The following is a 16,943-nucleotide window of genomic DNA, read 5'->3' as shown; positions in this document are numbered from 1 at the left end:
TCCCTACACAAAGGCATCAAGATTCACTGAACTACTTCAGACCAACCCTAAACCAAACAACGCTCACTTCAAAAGAGGACTAGTAAAAAACTAACCTCACGTTCTTCATGGCAGAAACAAGGCCAAACCATTCACTCGCCATCTATTTATAAGGCTCACAAATATTTTCGTAAACAGCTCGCCGCCGGCCTTGTGGAACCCATTCTGGATAATAAATTTCCGTGCAAAAGCTACGATAATATTCCTCATGGGCACTTAACTTTTTCTTGTAAGGGAATGCATGCCCTAAATATTTCCAGTTATCATTATCTGTTTGGTTTGTCGGGAAATAGCCATATGGGCCCTCTCGTCGCGCTTCGAAATAGTCGCGTGTTTTGGTGTAAGGGTTATTGTACACATAAATATCCCCTTTTTTTGAAGTCGCGGCATCGCCTGATGAATCCTGAGACTTCCAAAGCATCGCGTTTTTATCAATGACCGCCTGAATAAGTGCTGGCCCTGGGAAGTCTGCCCACACCACACCTTTAAAAGAGAATTCATTGTTATCTAAATACCATGCTACTAATTCATTTAACCCGGAAAAGTAGATGCTGCACAATGTTCCCAAACAAGAGCCTCTCGGGAAATCGGGATAGCTAGATGACCAGCCCGGTGTCGTCAAGCCGGTTAGCAGATGTGGTCCTTCAGGAGAGGTACGGCCGCTTGCGACAAAATACGGAAACGAGCCGCCCGATCCCACTATGCTTATCGCAGAGGGATGTACAGATGACGCGAGTTCTTCCATGACTTTTTTGATTTCCTCCCAGTGTTCGTATAAGTCCCAATTGCTATTGAATTCGTAGTGATCGAGTATTGCGTACTGATGTTTATAGACCAATGCAATTGCTCGCCGCTCGTCAAAACGCTGCGAAAAAACAATTTTTCCTCTCACATCTCCTAATGCTGGATTATCATCACTCCGGCGAGCACGCCTCCAAATCCGGCTTTGATCCAGCTGATCAATCATCGCATAAAACGCATTGCCGTATTCGAGATTTGGATAATCCGACTCTTCTTGTTTAACGTGAACAAAGACAACCTCAGAGGGGTGCTGCTCAAGGAAAGAAATGACATTTTCAAGTTCAGCCTTGCAAGTACTTCCGAGGCCGACTATCCCATGAAACAGCTTAAGCTTGCCTCCCGTTAAATTACATCTAAAGTCCAAGTATCTTATGCCTGCTTGAAGCTGATCGGATATAGGTAAACGCTGAGTTGCCGCAATCCAGTTATGGTTTGTATTACTAAGCGTGGAGGCAGAGTCGTGAGTTCCCGGCAAGGCAAGACTTAAAATCGGCACATGATCAGGAATCACTCGCATCCAATCAGGTCTTTCTTCGAATGAAGTAGAGTAAGAATAGGCTTTTTGATAATCCCATGAATCGGCCTTCACCGCTGAAGAGTAGGTTGCGATTAATAACGCTACTCCACTGAGTGCATTCAATAATATTTTTTTCATAAGTGTTTTCAACTTCTAACTTATAGGCAGCGCTACAACGTTACTCTGCTCCGATTTGGGAGCACAGATATACAAAGTCTTTTTTTTAGCAAAATTTGCCTTAAGCTAGGCAATGGATCGATATAAGGCTAACGAACCGTACGCACTCGGCGACCGATAGGGCATCAGCGCCTCCAAATCCAGTCGTCCTGATGCAAAGGCAGCACTGTTAACCGGCATTACTGCAACTTCAGACGCTTCACATTTGCCCGGCCGGCCTTTGTGTGGGTCTGAACGTAGACGCTAGATCTCGAGAAGCCGATCTGAATGCTGGCGAATTAAATCCGGATGACCAGGGCTCTAAGGAAGGTCTGAATGTAGTCAGCGATTGTTGATGCCCTCGTTGGTAGAGGTTCAAAAAGCGCTGGCGGCTCAAAAATCTGACCTTTCCTGTTCTTAACTCATCGTTTCCCCTTGAGCCACGCCTGTTCAAGGTGCTTTTCCCGCATGACAGGCGCACCTCTCCCGCGACCGGCAGTCGTTTTCGCATCATCCATAGGTTCGACAGGGTAAATAGCCTGGCCTGTTGTGCGGTGTTTTTCATCAGGCCGCGAAAGCGCACTTTCGCGTAGCCAAACTGACGCTTGATCACTCGGAATGAATGCTCAACCTTCGCCTGCACATGTGCTTTCGCATATTCGATTTTTCGCTGCAAACATGCTTCACAATCGCCACCGGAATAAAACACCAGACGGAAGCCGTGGGTCAGCCGTTCAGTCTTCGATTGTAGGGCTCGTGTGGGCGGCGCTTGATCCTTGTATCCCAACGTTCGGCATTTTTCTCAGGATACCGGCAGGGATACACGGATAGGGGGATACAGAGGTAGAAAGCCAGACACAAAAAACCGGCTCAAGTGGCCGGTTTCTTTGGGTCTGAGAGTCTGGTAGAGACTTTCAGATACTGCTATATGGTACCCCGAGGGAGACTCGAACTCCCTCAAAAACATCCTAAGACCCAGCAATGCCGCGAGTTTAAAGGCTTTCAATGGCTTTGGGTAGAAATGACTAGCCAAGGGCTGCTGCTATGACCGATTTTTTAGTCTTGAAATCTGGCACCTACCACGTCCGACTAGACGTTCCAGAGGCTGCACGGGAAGCCTTCGCCGGGCGTAAGGTGCTGACTATAAAGTCTCAAAACCGGCAACCGCTCGGAAGCTCACGTTCTCCAACTGAGGTGGTTGCACCAATGGAAAGCCGAAATTGAAAAAGCCCGAAACGGTGAAATCGGTAATTTCCGTGATGATGTTCTTCAAATAGTTGAAAAGCACCAACGGGCAATAAACCTCGATAAAATTCAGGGGAGACCCGCAATCAGTGAAGCAGAAATGGGTTTTGAAGTAATCCAGTATGCACATGATAAAAAATTGAGCATCGACCTTGTTAATGAAGCAGTTGATATAGCAGCAGGTCGCTCGGACTACTCTCCCAAAACTCCATTTTTCAAAAGTCGCCTTGATGCTTTCTATAACTATGAGTTAAATCAACGAAAAGTTGATTTGAATACGGTGGATAGACACATTAAGAGAATTAAAGCACTTGATTCATTTTTAAAAACCGAAAACCTGATTTTAGACTATGAAGCCGTTGCTTCATTCTTGATTTTAAAAAATCTCGAACCAAAGACCAAGAAACAGTATTTGTTTTCGTTTAATGCCTTCTATAATTTCTTTATTAAAAAAGAACCGCCATTCAAAGAGCGTTATCCAATCAATCCTTTCAAAAGCCATGAATTGAGCCAAGTTAGACGTGGAACACTCAAGGAAGATGAAAGGCGTGCTTTTACGGCGGACGAGGTTGATACCTTGCATAGTAAAGCAGTTGAAAAAGGAAAGTGTCAATTGAAAACAGTCAAGCGGCTTATTAATTCATCCGATGATGGCTATTTATTGAAGACAAGCAAAGGCGGAAAGTATGAAACGAAATCATAGGGCTTGGGTAATCAATTCTCGATTTTCAAAACAGAGTTAGCTTTTGATAAGCGATGTGTTTTCCATAGCATTCGGAAAACTGTAATTACTACATTAGAACGTGCCGACGTAAAGAACCTTGTCATCATTTCTTTGGTAGGACATAAGGCCGATGGTTTGCTACGAATGACTTTTGGTAGATATTCCGAAGGGCCTACCCCAGTAGCAAAGTTGAAAGCACTTGAAGAACTCGCATATAAGTTCCAGTCTTAAATACCTTATTGGAATGATGGCGTTTAACTATCACAAATCTTGTGATAGCATTTGGCCTCGGTAGCAAGATTTAGCTCCCGCGATTTGACTGGATGGATAAGGAAAAAATGGATAAAATTAAAAGCTTTGTGCTTGCATCGTTGATTGCCTCTTTTTCGTTCGCAGCATCAGCGGAAACCTTTGAACATGTCGAGCTTGATAAAGACAGAAGAAGCGTTGAGTATTCTGGTCCTATCAATAAGACAATCCATGCAATTAAAGAGCGTAAGTGGTTAGGCCAAACCAAGGACATGAATGGTGGGGTTGTATTCACCCCTTATGTGAACCCCCAGTTTGGTAAGAACAATACTGAATCCGGTGGTGCCATTATGGTGACTGCTACATTCTATCTTTATGACAAGCCAGTCAAAGAAGCGTTGATGGTTGCACGTCAAAGTGAAATTCCCGGTTTTGTTGAGTTTTATGGCTACGATTCAAGAGAGCTTCAAATGCATATAAGATTGATTGACGATGACACATTCCAATCTTTCGCAAGTGATACGCAATATCGCTCTCCTGAAAAGCTTAACACTTACAAGAAAGTTGAAAGCTTTAAAAAAAGCAATTATAAAAGTGAATTAAAGAGTGCAAGAGATAGCGGTATGGTTTTCTAGATTCAGTAGTAGTTAATAAAGGCTGCTGATATGGCTTTTATAAAAAAATAATTCGTAAATGGAGAAAAAATGGAAAAAATTAAAAGCTTTGTTCTTGCATCGTTGATTGCCTCTTTTTCGTTCGCAGCATCAGCGGAAACCTTTGAACATGTCGAGCTTGATAAAGACAGAAGAAGCGTTGAGTATTCTGGTCCTATCAATAAGACAATCCATGCAATTAAAGAGCGTAAGTGGTTAGGCCAAACCAAGGACATGAATGGTGGGGTTGTATTCACCCCTTATGTGAATCCCCAGTTTGGTAAGAATAATACTGAATCCGGTGGTGCCATCATGGTGACCGCTACATTCTATCTCTATGACAAGCCAGTCAAAGAAGCGTTGATGGTTGCACGTCAAAGTGAAATTCCCGGTTTTGTTGAGTTTTATGGCTACGATTCAAGAGAGCTTCAAATGCATATAAGAATGATTGATGGTGATACATTCCAATCTTTCGCAAGTGATACGCAATATCGCTCTCCTGAAAAGCTGAATACTTACAAAAAAGTCGAAAAATTTAATAAGAGTAATTATAAGAGCGAATTGAAGTCTGCGTTAGATGACGGCACTGTTTTTTGAAAGGTGTAAACGACAATAAAAGCACATCGGTGTTTTTTGATTTGAGGTCGATAAGAGACGATAGGCCAAGTTCGTATAATGGTTGATAACTATCAGGCTGCCTTTCAAGGTGGCCTTTTTAATGCCTGCTATACATTGCTATACGTTGCTAGATATTTTTGCCGTTGGCTTGCTATGCAGTTTCAAAACTTGATGAGTGCTATACAAGCTTGAAAGCATTTTAATATGTGGTAGCTTGATATTAGTAGTTTGAATTCTTTATATGCGAGCAATGTAAATGTATAGCAAATTCACTTCGTTCTTTGCTTACATTTACGCTCGATTTTTCGCACTACGTTTGAAAAATTAAAATCAAAAAAAATCAACAACCATGAGGAATATATGAATGGCAATAAAAACCAAGACAACTAAATGTAAGAATATCCGAAAGTGATTACATCAAAATTGAACATCAACGAGATTTGATAGGTAAGAGCCAGTCCGGGTTTATTTTCCTCATCGTTAACAATGGCATCAGTGAAATTATTGAAGTCACCCATCCTGAGCTTAGATAGGATATTGATAAGATTGAAAAGTTGCTAAGCGGATATGGAAACAACCTCAATCAAATCGCCAAAAGTCTAAACGCAAAAGAAGAACCATCCCTTGATATTTGCATCAAATAAGTGCTCTCGATAGAAACATAACCATACTTACTAAAAAGTTGGACAAGCTAAAAAAGGAGAAGTTAATCATCGTAGGTAAGTCATGATACGTGAAAAGCTAAGCTCTCAAAAATCCAAATCAGCGATTTACAAAACAGCCAAATATTTTAACAAAGAAGAAGGCTGCGTTTTATTCGAGTCAAATATTTACACGCCTTTGAATGCGTCAAAAAAAGACATTGCGAAGGCAATATCACAATCAATTGAATGAATCGCCCCGGGTTTCGTAGGCACCTCTTTGCCTTAAACTGGACTGTCCCCTGATCACCATCTCGCTCGCCAGTGCATCAAGGTGATCTGCATACCACTGCATCATCTTCACCCTGTGCTCAAGGTATTGAGCCTTGTTGTATACCCCGGATATTCCCTCTTCTTTGTGAGCAAGCTGCGCTTCGACATGCTCTTTTGGCCAGCCGTGTTCCCTGAGTAGAGTGCTGGCGGTGTGACGAGTCCCATGATCAACCAGGCGGCCTTTATAACCAACCGTCGCGAAGATTTTGTTGATGGTGTTTTCACTTATCGTCGGATTCTTAGCGCCGACTCCGGGGAAAAGCCAGCGACTACGACCGGTGAGACAATGGAGTTCTTTGAGTGCGATAAGAGCTTGCTTAGGGAGTGGGCACACAAAGTCCCTGCGCATCTTCATCTTTGCGGCAGGCGTCGTCCATGTTGCTCCATCAAGGTCGAACTCTTTCCATTTAGCTAACCGAACCATGCCCGGTCTAGATGCGGTCCAGATACAGAGCCATGCAGCAGTTCGGGCCGTCAGCCTGCTGGGAGTGTTTTTGAGTGCTTGGAGGAATTCTGCCAACTCAGGCTCAAGCAAATGAGGATGCTGCTGAGTCTTCGGGGCTTGAGCGGCAATATCTCGTAGTCGACTGCCCGGATCGTTTTCCGTGAGGCCCAAACCGATGGCTCGCCCGAATATCTGATTGATCCAAGTGCGACATTTTTCCGCCACGTTGTGTGCATTCCGGGCTTCGATGGATGCTTGGAGTTCCGCGCAGTCGGTACGGGTGATTTCGTCTAGAGGCTTATCGCCCAGTGCCGGGAGTATGTCTTTGTCGAGGTAGGTGCGGATTTTGTTGAGAGTGGAGGGTGCGAGACCCTTTTCCTCTTTTGCCTTCAGCCAGGCATCAGCGGCAGCTCGAAAGGTTCGGGTCTTGGCCGCATCGATAGCAGCTTTCGCGGATCGCTTTTGTTCTAGGGGGATTGGCACCGCTACTCACTACCTTGCGTAGACCGGCAGCTTTGTCCCTTGCCAGCGCACCACTTACTTCCGGGTAACCCCCGAGCCCCATCCAAGCCCAATTGCCCGCCGGACGTTTGTAGCGGAGTTGCCAGGATTTACCACCATCAGGTTTAGCCCTGAAGTAGAGGCCGTTTCCGTCCAGCTCCCTGTATTCCTTTGATTCCGGCTCCAATCCCGCAAGTGTCGTGTCAGCGAGAGGGCGGCGCTTGATGTCTGCGCGCTTCATCCTTGTATCCCAGAGTTCGGCATTTTTCTCAGGATACAAGCAGGGATACAGCGGATAAGGGGAGGCAGAGGGTAAATAGCCAGGCACAAAAAAACCGGCTCAAGTGGCCGGTTTCTCTGGTGCTGAGAGTCTGGTAGAGACTTTCAGATACTGCTATGTGGTGCCCCGAGGGAGACTCGAACTCCCACTCCTCTCGAAAACGGATTTTGAATCCGCCGCGTCTACCAATTCCGCCATCAGGGCTCAATGGCGGCGAAGTATAGAGAGGTGATTACCGTTGGTCAATCGGGTTTCATGGTCAATTTTCAGCAAATCCGCTAAACTTTCCGGCCCTGCTTAACGACCTCCCATCATGCGTGTCTCTGACTTTACTTTCGAACTGCCGGATTCCCTGATCGCTCGCCATCCTTTGGCCGAGCGGCGCAGCAGCCGTCTGTTGACCCTCGACGGGCCCAGCGGTGCGCTGGCCCACCGTCAATTCACCGATTTGCTCGAGCATCTGCGCCCGGGCGACTTGATGGTGTTCAACAATACCCGGGTTATCCCGGCGCGGTTGTTCGGCCAGAAGGCGTCGGGTGGCAAGCTGGAAATCCTGGTGGAGCGGGTGCTGGATAGTCACCGCGTGCTGGCCCATGTCCGTTCCAGCAAATCGCCCAAGCCCGGTTCGACGATCCTGATCGAGGGCGGTGGCGAGGCGCAGATGCTGGCCCGCCATGACGCGCTGTTCGAGCTGGGATTTGCCGAGGAGGTCTTGCCGCTGCTGGAGCGCGTCGGCCATATGCCGCTGCCTCCTTATATAGACCGTCCTGATGAAGACGCCGATCGCGAGCGCTATCAGACGGTCTATTCCGAGCGCCTGGGCGCCGTGGCGGCGCCGACCGCGGGGCTGCATTTCGATCAGCCGCTGCTGGACGCTATTGCTGCCAAGGGCGTGGAAACCGCCTTCGTCACGCTGCATGTTGGCGCCGGGACCTTCCAGCCGGTGCGCGTCGAGCGGCTGGAAGACCACCATATGCACAGCGAATGGTTGGAGGTCGGCCAGGATGTGGTCGATGCCGTGGCGGCCTGTCGGGCACGGGGCGGTCGAGTGATCGCCGTGGGCACCACCAGTGTCCGCTCCCTGGAGAGTGCGGCGCGCGATGGCGTGCTCAAGCCATTTAGTGGCGACACCGATATCTTTATTTACCCAGGCCGGCCGTTCCATGTGGTCGATGCCCTGGTCACCAATTTTCATTTGCCCGAATCCACATTGCTGATGCTGGTTTCGGCCTTTGCCGGTTACCCGCAAACCATGGCGGCCTACGCGGCGGCGGTGGAGCAGGGTTATCGCTTCTTTAGTTACGGTGATGCAATGTTCATCACCCGCAACCCGGCGCCAACCGCCCCCCAGGAATCGGCCCCCGAGGATCAAGCATGAGTCGCACCTGTCGTATGTCTTTCGAGCTGCTCGCCACTGATGGCAAGGCGCGTCGCGGTCGCCTGACCTTCCCCCGTGGCACCGTCGAGACCCCGGCCTTTATGCCAGTGGGCACCTACGGCACGGTCAAGGGCATGCTGCCGCGGGATGTCGTCGCCACCGGCGCCGAAATTATCCTGGGCAACACCTTTCACCTGTGGCTGCGCCCGGGGACCGAGGTCATCAAGGCGCACGGCGACCTGCATGACTTTATGCAATGGAAAGGCCCGATCCTGACCGACTCCGGTGGCTTCCAGGTGTTCAGCCTGGGCGCGATGCGCAAGATCAAGGAGGAGGGCGTGACCTTCGCCTCGCCGGTTGACGGCGCCAAGGTGTTCATGGGCCCCGAAGAGTCGATGCAGGTCCAGCGCGACCTGGGTTCGGACATCGTGATGATCTTCGACGAATGTACGCCGTACCCCGCTGATGAGGATGTGGCGCGGGTCTCCATGGAGCTGTCGTTGCGTTGGGCCCAGCGTTCGAAAAATGCCCATGGCGAGAACACCGCGGCCTTGTTCGGTATCGTCCAGGGCGGCATGCACCAGGACCTGCGCATGCGCTCGCTCGAAGGCCTGGACAAGATCGGTTTCGATGGCCTGGCCATCGGCGGTCTGTCGGTGGGCGAGCCCAAGCATGAAATGATCAAGGTGCTGGACTATCTGCCGGGCCAGATGCCCGCTGACAAACCTCGTTACCTTATGGGCGTTGGCAAGCCGGAAGATCTCGTAGAGGGTGTTCGCCGCGGTGTGGACATGTTCGATTGCGTGATGCCAACCCGTAACGCCCGCAATGGGCACCTGTTTATCGATACTGGTGTGCTGAAGATCCGCAACGCGTTCCATCGCCATGATGATTCGCCGCTGGATCCGACCTGCGATTGCTATACCTGCCAGAACTTCTCCCGCGCTTATCTGCACCATCTGGATAAATGCGGCGAAATGCTGGGGAGCATGCTCAATACCATCCACAATTTGCGCCATTACCAGGTGCTTATGGCTGGTTTGCGCGAGGCTATTCAACAGGGTACATTGGCCGCCTTTGTCGATGCCTTCTATGCCAAACGCGGGTTGCCCGTACCGCCTTTGGACTGAGTTTCCTGGACCTTAAGATCCAATTTCTGCAACTGGAGTGCTAAATGAGCTTTTTGATCCCTGCCGCGTTCGCGGACGCCGCTGCACCTGCTGCCGGTCCTGCTGGTACTGGCTTTGAGTGGATTTTCCTGGTTGGCTTTCTGGTCATCTTCTACCTGATGATCTGGCGCCCACAGGCCAAGCGTGCCAAAGAGCAGAAAAACCTGCTGGGCAGCCTGGCCAAGGGTGACGAAGTCGTGACCACTGGTGGTATCGCCGGCAAGATCACCAAGGTTGCCGACGATTTCGTCGTACTGGAAGTCTCTGACTCGGTGGAGCTGAAGTTCCAGAAAGGCGCCATCGCCGCCACGCTGCCAAAAGGCACGCTGAAAGCGATCTGATCCAACATTCAACAATCGACGGGGCGCGCAAGGCGCCCCGCGTCATAAGCGGGCGGCGTGATGCTGAACAAATACCCTCTGTGGAAATACGTACTGATCCTGGCGGTGCTGGCGATCGGTCTGATTTATTCCGCTCCCAATCTTTATCCAGACGATCCGGCGATTCAGATCAGCGGTGCCAGCACGGCGCTGCAGGTCAACCAGGCCGATCTGGACCGCGTGAGCAAGGCGCTCACCGACGCCGGCATTGCCGTCAAGGGCGCAACCCTGGCGGCGAACGGCAAGGGCGGGCTGCTGCGTCTGACCAAGCAGGAAGACCAGCTCCCAGCCAAGGACGTAGTGCGCAAGGCCCTGGGTGACGACTATGTCGTTGCGCTCAACCTGGCCCAGACGACCCCGCAATGGCTGCGCAACCTCGGGGCGCACCCGATGAAGCTGGGTCTGGACTTGTCCGGTGGTGTGCACTTCCTGTTGGAAGTGGACATGGACAAAGCGCTCGATGCCCGCCTTAAAGTCTACGAAGGCGACGTCAAGAGCCTGTTGCGCAAGGAGCGTCTGCGCTATCGCAGCCTGCCGCAACTCAATGGCGCCATCCAACTTGGCTTTAGTGACGCGGACGCCCGCGAACAGGCCCGCGCGCTGATTCGCAAGAACTTCAATGATTTCGAGATCACGCCTGCCGACTTGAACGGTCAGCCTGTGCTGCGTCTGGCGATGACCCCGGCCAAGCTGGCGGAAATCCGCGAATACTCGATCAAGCAGAACTTGACCACGGTACGTAACCGCGTCAATGAGCTGGGCGTTGCCGAGCCACTGGTTCAGCGTCAGGGTGCCAACCGTATCGTGGTTGAGCTGCCGGGCGTGCAGGACACCGCTGAAGCCAAGCGGATCCTGGGTAAGACTGCCAACCTGGAATTCCGTCTGGCGGCTGAGCCGGGGGCTTCCAAGGCCACTTCCGAGACCTTCGAGTTCCGTGAGGGCAATCGCCCTTCCGCGCAGATCGAGCGTGGCTTGATCATCACCGGTGACCAGGTGACCGATGCCCAGGCGGGCTTCGACGAGCACGGTCGTCCGCAGGTGAACATCAAGCTCGACGGCCACGGCGGCGAGCTGATGAGCCGTTCGACCCGCAGCAACGTCGGGCGCAGCATGGCGGTGATTTTCATCGAGCAGAAGCCGACGACCCGCTACGAGAAGAAGATGGTTAACGGCGTCGAGAAGGACGTGCCGGTACAGACCTTCAAGGAAGAGAAGAAAATCATCAGCCTGGCGACCATCCAGTCGCCACTGGGCAGTCAGTTCCGGATTACCGGTCTGAATGGCCAGGGCGAGTCGTCCGAGCTGGCGCTGCTGTTGCGTGCCGGTGGTCTGGCTGCACCGATGTACTTTGCTGAAGAGCGCACCATTGGCCCGAGCCTGGGTGCCGACAACATCACCAAGGGTATCGATGCCTCGCTGTGGGGCATGCTGTTCGTTTCGCTGTTCATCATCGCCATCTACCGCTTCTTTGGCGTGATCGCTACGGTCGCACTGGCGGTGAACATGGTGTTGCTGCTGGCTCTGATGTCTCTGCTCGGCGCAACGCTGACCCTGCCGGGTATCGCCGGTATCGTGTTGACCATGGGCATGGCGGTCGACGCCAACGTACTGATCTTCTCGCGGATTCGTGAAGAGATCGCAGCGGGCATGACAGTCCAGCGGGCAATCAATGAAGGCTTCAGTCGCGCATTCACGGCGATTGTCGACTCCAACCTGACTACCTTGCTGGTTGGCGGGATTCTCTTCGCCATGGGCACCGGCCCGGTCAAGGGGTTTGCGGTGACCATGTCCCTCGGGATCTTTACCTCGATGTTCACGGCCATCATGGTGACCCGCGCGATGGTCAACCTGATCTTCGGCGGTCGTGACTTCAAGAAGTTGTGGATTTAAGGGGCTGCCATGTTACGTACTATCAACTTCATGGGCGTTCGCAACGTTGCGTTCGGCATCACATTGCTCCTTACCGTACTGGCGCTGTTCAGCTGGTTCCATAAAGGGCTCAACTACGGCCTGGATTTCACCGGCGGTACGCTGATCGAGCTGACCTACGAGCGTCCGGCGGACGTGATGAAGGTTCGCGCGCAACTGGCCGAAGCCGGTTATCACGATGCGGTCGTGCAGAGCTTTGGTGCGACTACCGACTTGCTGGTGCGGATGCCGGGTGAGGATCCGCAGTTGGGTCATCAGGTGGCCGAAGCGCTGCAGAAGGTCGGTGGCGACAACCCGGCGCAGGTCAAGCGGGTCGAGTTCGTCGGTCCGCAGGTCGGTGAAGAGCTGCGCGACCAGGGCGGCCTCGGCATGCTGATGGCGCTGGGTGGTATCTTGATCTACCTGGCGTTCCGCTTTCAGTGGAAGTTTGCGGTCGGCGCCATTGTGTCGCTGGTCCACGACGTGGTCGTGACCGTGGGGATCCTCTCGTTCTTCCAGATCACCTTCGACCTGACGGTGCTGGCCGCGGTGCTGGCGATCATCGGTTACTCGCTGAATGACACCATCGTGGTATTTGACCGGGTTCGTGAGAACTTTCGGGTACTGCGCAAAGCGAGCCTGATCGAAAACATCAATATTTCGACCACGCAGACGCTGCTGCGGACCATGGCCACCTCGATCTCGACCTTGCTGGCGATCGTGGCGTTGCTGGTGTTCGGCGGTGACAACCTGTTTGGTTTCTCCATTGCGTTGTTCGTCGGCGTTTTGGCGGGCACCTATTCGTCGATCTACATCGCCAACGTGGTGTTGATCTGGCTGAATCTGAACTCCGAAGATCTGATTGCTCCAGTGGCTACCGACAAGGAAGTCGACGACCGCCCATAACCGGCGAGCGTTCTTCCCGCTGCACCCAAAAGGCGCGAGTTTGAACTCGCGCCTTTTTTTATGCTCCAAGGCTGGGTGTTGTGTGGGAAAAGTCCCACGTGAGAAGGACTGGAGGTTCAAGTGAACAAATCATTGTTGGTGGGTGCGGTATTGGGTGCTGTCGCTGTGACTGCTGGGGGCGCTGTCGCTACCTACAGCCTGGTCAAGGGGCCTGAGGCTGCGCAGGTGCTGGCGGTGCAGCCGGTCAAGCAGCAGATCAAGACTCCGCGCGAAGTCTGCAAGGATGTGGCGGTGACACGGCAGAAGCCGGTCAAGGATCAGCATCAGATCGTAGGTAGTGTGATCGGTGCGGTGGCGGGTGGTTTGCTGGGTAACCAGGTCGGCGGCGGCAACGGCAAGAAGATTGCGACCGTGGCGGGCGCCGTAGGTGGTGGCTATGCCGGTAACAAGGTGCAGGAGAACATGCAGGAAAACGATACTTACACCACGACCCAGACGCGCTGCAATACGGTTAACGATATCAGCGAGAAGGTGGTTGGGTATGACGTGAAGTACCAGCTGGATGGCAAGGTCAGCCAGGTGCGTATGGAGCGTGATCCGGGGAATCAGATCCCGGTCGACAAGGATGGCCGCCTGATCTTGCAGTAAGGCGCGGGCCAGCTCGCTTCTGCAAAATTGAGGTATAAAAAAAGCACCCCGAAGGGTGCTTTTTTGTGGCCGGGCGCTTAGCGTTTCAGCGAAGCCGGCAGGTGCGGCTGGATAGCGGTCAGGACCGCTTTGAAGCACTTGGTGTTACCGGCAACGATATGGCCTTTTTCAAGGAAGTCGTGGCCGCCGGTGAAGTCACTGACCAGGCCGCCTGCTTCCTGGATCAGCAGGGCGCCTGCGGCCATGTCCCACTCGGACAGGCCCGATTCCCAGAACGCATCGAAACGACCGGCGGCCACGTAGGCCAGGTCCAGGCTGGCGGCGCCGGCGCGGCGGATGCCGGCGGTCTGGCCGACCAGGCTGCGGAACATGCCCAGGTAGTTTTCCAGGTTGTCCATTTGGTCGTCGCGGAACGGGAAGCCGGTACCCAGCAGGGCGCCTTCAAGGCTGGTGCGGCCGCTGACGCGCAGGCGACGACCGTTGAGTTGGGCGCCGCGACCGCGGCTGGCGGTGAATTCTTCCTGGCGAACCGGATCCAGTACGACGGCGTGCTCAAGGCGACCGCGGTATTTGCAGGCGATGCTGACCGCGAAGTGGGGAACGCCACGCAGGAAGTTGGTGGTGCCATCCAGTGGGTCGATGATCCAGAGGTACTCTTCGCCTTCACCGCTGCCGGGATGCATGCCGGTTTCTTCGCCGAGGATGGCGTGGGTCGGATAGGCCTTGCGCAGGGCGTTGATGATGCTGGTTTCGGCAGCACGATCAACTTCGGATACGTAATCCTTGGCGTCTTTTTCGTCGACCTTGATGGTATCCAGGCGCTCGATGGAGCGGAAAATCAATTCACTGGCGCTGCGGGCGGCGCGCAGCGCGATATTCAGCATTGGCTGCATGGACGTTTCACCTAGAGTGTTAAAGAAAGCCGAACATTCTAACAGAAAAGTTCTGCAGTTGAAGGACGGTGTTTGCGTTCATAGCGTAACGCACAGTGTTTCTGTAGGATTTACGCCCCCTATGCCTTGTCCGAGAGCGCCTGCCTTGCTGCAAAATATTCGTATCGTGCTGGTCAATACCAGCCATCCGGGCAATATCGGTGGCGCGGCGCGCGCCATGAAAAACATGGGGCTGTCGCGGCTGGTGCTGGTCGATCCCCAGGGTTTCCCGTCCCATGAGGCCGATGCGCGCGCTTCGGGCGCCAACGACATCCTTGAAAATGCACAAATCGTCTCCACTCTTGAGGAGGCGCTGGTCGGCTGCAATCTGGTCTTCGGTACCAGTGCGCGCGAGCGGCGCATTCCCTGGCCGTTGCTGGACCCGCGTGAATCCGGGGCAATGGCGGCGGAGCAGGCCAATCAGGGGGCCGAGGTCGCATTGGTGTTTGGCCGTGAGTACGCCGGCCTGACCAATGAGGAATTGCAGCGATGTCACTATCACGTGCATATCCCGTCCGATCCGGACTTCAGTTCGTTGAACCTGGCAGCTGCGGTGCAGGTGCTCACGTATGAAGTGCGGATGTCCTGGCTGGCGTCCCAGGGGCAGCCCAGCAAGGTCGAGAAGATTGAAGTGGCATCGGCACGTAGCGAAGAGCTGGCGACCATGGACGAGATGGAGCGCTTTTATGGCCATCTCGAGCAGACCCTGGTGGCTATCGATTTCCTCGATCCGGAAAAACCGCGTCATTTGATGGCGCGCCTGCGTCGTCTGTATGGGCGCAGTTCGGTCAGTCGTGCCGAGATGAATATTTTGCGTGGCATCCTCACGGAGACCGAAAAAGCGGCCCGTGGCGAGCCCCATAAGCGTAAGGATCAATGATGTTCGAGCGTCTGCGGGAAGATATCCAGAGTGTGTTTCATCGTGATCCTGCGGCGCGCAACGCCTTTGAAGTGCTGACCTGCTATCCGGGGCTGCATGCCATCTGGTTGCATCGGCTGGGTCATGCCCTGTGGGGTATGGGCTGGAAGTGGCTGGCTCGGGTGGTGTCGAATTTCGGGCGTTGGCTGACCGGTATCGAGATTCATCCGGGAGCGAAGGTTGGGCGGCGGTTCTTTATCGACCACGGCATGGGCATTGTGATCGGTGAAACCGCGGAAATTGGCGACGATGTGACGCTCTATCAGGGCGTGACCCTGGGCGGCACCAGTTGGAACAAGGGCAAGCGCCATCCCACCCTGGAAGATGGTGTGGTGGTCGGTGCCGGGGCCAAGGTGCTGGGGCCGTTTACCGTGGGAGCTGGGGCCAAGGTCGGCTCCAATGCGGTGGTGACCAAGGCGGTCCCGGCCGGTGCGACCGTGGTCGGCATTCCGGGGCGGATCATTGCCAAGCCTGATGACGAGCAGGAAGCCCGGCGCAAGGCGATGGCGGAAAAGCTTGGGTTTGATGCCTACGGCGTCAGCGAGGACATGCCAGACCCGGTGGCTCGAGCCATTGGCCAGCTGCTTGATCATCTGCAGGCCGTGGATGGCAAGCTGGATGGGATGTGTGGCGCCTTGAAAGACCTGGGGAGCACGTATTGCGCCAAGGATCTGCCTGAGTTGCGCAATGAAGACTTCGCCGAAGTAAAGGGTGACACGCAAGACAAGGCGCATTGAGGGCGAAGCGAGCCGGTTTTCTCCTGGAAAAGGCCTCGCAAGGGGATGCCGGAGGGCCGGCTCGCGTTGCTCGTTTCAAGATGTGCCATTACGTCGCAGGGTTTGTTATAGTGCGCGCGCTCTTTTGCGGGTAAACCCGACTAACGTACTAGGTCTAATAGTTGACTTAAATACTCGGGAATAGCATACTCGCCTCCATTCCGAAACTCCGTGGTACTTGTCCATGCGACTGACTACAAAAGGCCGATACGCTGTGACTGCCATGCTTGACTTGGCGTTGCATGCGCAACACGGGCCGGTGTCCCTGGCCGATATCTCCGAGCGCCAAGGCATCTCCCTGTCCTACCTTGAACAATTGTTCGCCAAGCTGCGTCGCAGCAATCTGGTGTCCAGTGTTCGCGGCCCTGGCGGCGGCTATCAGCTGTCGCGCGACATGCAGGGAATCCAGGTTGCCCAGGTGATCGACGCAGTGAACGAATCGGTCGACGCGACCCGTTGCCAGGGGCTTGGCGATTGCCACGCCGGCGACACGTGCCTGACCCATCACTTGTGGTGCGACCTCAGCCTGCAAATCCACGAATTTCTCAGCGGTATCAGCTTGGCTGATCTTGTGACTCGCCGTGAGGTGCAAGAAGTAGCCCTGCGTCAGGACCAGCGCCGCTGTAATGGCAAGGCGTCACGCCTGGATAAGATCGAAGCGTCCGCCGTCGAGTGACAGCCGTAGAGCAAGCGGTGCGCCAGCCAGCCTGATTTAGGAGATAGTC

Annotated in this window: 15 protein-coding genes, 1 tRNA gene and 2 pseudogenes; 13 read left to right on the top strand and 5 right to left on the bottom strand. The window is 53.4% G+C overall.

What is annotated here, in order from left to right; genetic code table 11:
- Positions 1–142 precede the first annotated feature (142 nt).
- Positions 143–1,495 carry a hypothetical protein gene (locus NPS46_RS04320; protein ID WP_274105172.1) on the bottom strand — a complete coding sequence of 451 codons (1,353 nt, stop codon included), beginning with the start codon at positions 1,493–1,495 and terminating at the stop codon, positions 143–145.
- A 490-nt stretch (positions 1,496–1,985) separates the two neighbouring features.
- A pseudogene (locus tag NPS46_RS04315) lies at positions 1,986–2,186 on the bottom strand (transposase); the annotation flags it as partial.
- Positions 2,187–2,711: 525 nt separating this feature from the next.
- Here NPS46_RS04315 and NPS46_RS04310 point away from each other — a divergent pair.
- The 4 genes from NPS46_RS04310 (at position 2,712) to mobC (ending at position 5,646) form a co-directional block, all read left to right on the top strand.
- The gene (locus tag NPS46_RS04310; RefSeq protein WP_274105171.1) at positions 2,712–3,461 is read left to right on the top strand and encodes a hypothetical protein; all 750 of its coding nucleotides are present in this window, start codon (positions 2,712–2,714) and stop codon (positions 3,459–3,461) included.
- 344 nt (positions 3,462–3,805) lie between these two features.
- Positions 3,806–4,366, top strand: coding sequence for a hypothetical protein (locus NPS46_RS04305; RefSeq protein ID WP_274105169.1), 561 nt, complete (start codon positions 3,806–3,808; stop codon positions 4,364–4,366).
- Positions 4,367–4,435: 69 nt separating this feature from the next.
- Entirely contained in the window at positions 4,436–4,981 is a 546-nt protein-coding gene (locus tag NPS46_RS04300; RefSeq protein ID WP_274105167.1) for a hypothetical protein, read from the top strand.
- 575 nt (positions 4,982–5,556) lie between these two features.
- A complete protein-coding gene (gene mobC / locus NPS46_RS04295; RefSeq protein WP_274105165.1) occupies positions 5,557–5,646 on the top strand; it encodes a plasmid mobilization relaxosome protein MobC in 90 nt (29 codons plus the stop codon).
- Positions 5,647–5,884: 238 nt separating this feature from the next.
- On the opposite strand, the pseudogene NPS46_RS04290 reads toward mobC, so the two are convergent.
- Both NPS46_RS04290 and NPS46_RS04280 read right to left on the bottom strand, forming a co-directional pair.
- Positions 5,885–7,163 (bottom strand): annotated as a pseudogene (locus NPS46_RS04290) (tyrosine-type recombinase/integrase).
- A gap of 158 nt (positions 7,164–7,321) precedes the next feature.
- Positions 7,322–7,406: transfer RNA gene (locus NPS46_RS04280), tRNA-Leu, on the bottom strand.
- A 109-nt stretch (positions 7,407–7,515) separates the two neighbouring features.
- Between NPS46_RS04280 and queA the strand changes: the two genes are divergently transcribed.
- The 6 genes from queA (at position 7,516) to NPS46_RS04250 (ending at position 13,591) form a co-directional block, all read left to right on the top strand.
- Complete coding sequence (queA, locus tag NPS46_RS04275; RefSeq protein WP_274105160.1) at positions 7,516–8,580, top strand: tRNA preQ1(34) S-adenosylmethionine ribosyltransferase-isomerase QueA; 1,065 nt, start codon at positions 7,516–7,518, stop codon at positions 8,578–8,580.
- Positions 8,581–8,594: 14 nt separating this feature from the next.
- A complete protein-coding gene (gene tgt / locus NPS46_RS04270; RefSeq protein ID WP_274105389.1) occupies positions 8,595–9,710 on the top strand; it encodes a tRNA guanosine(34) transglycosylase Tgt in 1,116 nt (371 codons plus the stop codon).
- A 44-nt stretch (positions 9,711–9,754) separates the two neighbouring features.
- Positions 9,755–10,090, top strand: a complete 336-nt coding sequence (gene yajC / locus NPS46_RS04265; protein WP_274105159.1) for a preprotein translocase subunit YajC — start codon at positions 9,755–9,757, stop codon at positions 10,088–10,090.
- A gap of 60 nt (positions 10,091–10,150) precedes the next feature.
- Positions 10,151–12,019 (top strand): protein translocase subunit SecD, encoded by a 1,869-nt coding sequence (gene secD / locus NPS46_RS04260; protein WP_274105157.1) that lies wholly within the window; start codon positions 10,151–10,153, stop codon positions 12,017–12,019.
- A 9-nt stretch (positions 12,020–12,028) separates the two neighbouring features.
- The gene (secF, locus tag NPS46_RS04255) at positions 12,029–12,943 is read left to right on the top strand and encodes a protein translocase subunit SecF (protein WP_274105156.1); all 915 of its coding nucleotides are present in this window, start codon (positions 12,029–12,031) and stop codon (positions 12,941–12,943) included.
- Positions 12,944–13,063: 120 nt separating this feature from the next.
- Positions 13,064–13,591 (top strand): glycine zipper 2TM domain-containing protein, encoded by a 528-nt coding sequence (locus NPS46_RS04250; protein ID WP_274105154.1) that lies wholly within the window; start codon positions 13,064–13,066, stop codon positions 13,589–13,591.
- Positions 13,592–13,668: 77 nt separating this feature from the next.
- Here the strand turns inward: NPS46_RS04250 and suhB are convergent, their stop codons facing one another.
- Positions 13,669–14,484: an inositol-phosphate phosphatase gene (gene suhB / locus NPS46_RS04245; RefSeq protein ID WP_274105152.1), complete on the bottom strand. Its 816-nt coding sequence runs from the start codon at positions 14,482–14,484 to the stop codon at positions 13,669–13,671.
- A 145-nt stretch (positions 14,485–14,629) separates the two neighbouring features.
- On the opposite strand from suhB, the gene trmJ reads away from it, so the two are divergent.
- The 3 genes from trmJ to iscR all read left to right on the top strand — a co-directional run bounded on the left by trmJ (position 14,630) and on the right by iscR (position 16,894).
- The gene (gene trmJ, locus NPS46_RS04240) at positions 14,630–15,403 is read left to right on the top strand and encodes a tRNA (cytosine(32)/uridine(32)-2'-O)-methyltransferase TrmJ (RefSeq protein ID WP_274105151.1); all 774 of its coding nucleotides are present in this window, start codon (positions 14,630–14,632) and stop codon (positions 15,401–15,403) included.
- Positions 15,403–16,179, top strand: a complete 777-nt coding sequence (cysE, locus tag NPS46_RS04235) for a serine O-acetyltransferase (protein WP_274105149.1) — start codon at positions 15,403–15,405, stop codon at positions 16,177–16,179. Before trmJ ends, cysE begins: the two co-directional genes overlap by 1 nt.
- A 223-nt stretch (positions 16,180–16,402) precedes the next feature.
- Complete coding sequence (gene iscR / locus NPS46_RS04230; protein WP_274105148.1) at positions 16,403–16,894, top strand: Fe-S cluster assembly transcriptional regulator IscR; 492 nt, start codon at positions 16,403–16,405, stop codon at positions 16,892–16,894.
- Positions 16,895–16,943: the final 49 nt, after the last annotated feature.

It is taken from the genome of Pseudomonas putida (genome assembly GCF_028682395.1).
GTDB classification, from domain to species: domain Bacteria; phylum Pseudomonadota; class Gammaproteobacteria; order Pseudomonadales; family Pseudomonadaceae; genus Aquipseudomonas; species Aquipseudomonas putida_AB.
Note: the sequence above shows the minus strand (reverse complement) of the source record. Positions and strands in the feature narration are given on the sequence as shown.

Excerpts from the sequence above, each read along its gene's own strand:
- secD (WP_274105157.1), top strand. The coding sequence starts at position 10,151 with ATGCTGAACAAATACCCTCTGTGGAAATACGTACTGATCCTGGCGGTG.
- NPS46_RS04320 (WP_274105172.1), bottom strand. The coding sequence starts at position 1,495 with ATGAAAAAAATATTATTGAATGCACTCAGTGGAGTAGCGTTATTAATC.
- iscR (WP_274105148.1), top strand. The coding sequence starts at position 16,403 with ATGCGACTGACTACAAAAGGCCGATACGCTGTGACTGCCATGCTTGAC.
- secF (WP_274105156.1), top strand. The coding sequence starts at position 12,029 with ATGTTACGTACTATCAACTTCATGGGCGTTCGCAACGTTGCGTTCGGC.
- suhB (WP_274105152.1), bottom strand. The coding sequence starts at position 14,484 with ATGCAGCCAATGCTGAATATCGCGCTGCGCGCCGCCCGCAGCGCCAGT.
- queA (WP_274105160.1), top strand. The coding sequence starts at position 7,516 with ATGCGTGTCTCTGACTTTACTTTCGAACTGCCGGATTCCCTGATCGCT.
- NPS46_RS04305 (WP_274105169.1), top strand. The coding sequence starts at position 3,806 with ATGGATAAGGAAAAAATGGATAAAATTAAAAGCTTTGTGCTTGCATCG.
- NPS46_RS04300 (WP_274105167.1), top strand. The coding sequence starts at position 4,436 with ATGGAAAAAATTAAAAGCTTTGTTCTTGCATCGTTGATTGCCTCTTTT.
- cysE (WP_274105149.1), top strand. The coding sequence starts at position 15,403 with ATGTTCGAGCGTCTGCGGGAAGATATCCAGAGTGTGTTTCATCGTGAT.
- tgt (WP_274105389.1), top strand. The coding sequence starts at position 8,595 with ATGTCTTTCGAGCTGCTCGCCACTGATGGCAAGGCGCGTCGCGGTCGC.
- yajC (WP_274105159.1), top strand. The coding sequence starts at position 9,755 with ATGAGCTTTTTGATCCCTGCCGCGTTCGCGGACGCCGCTGCACCTGCT.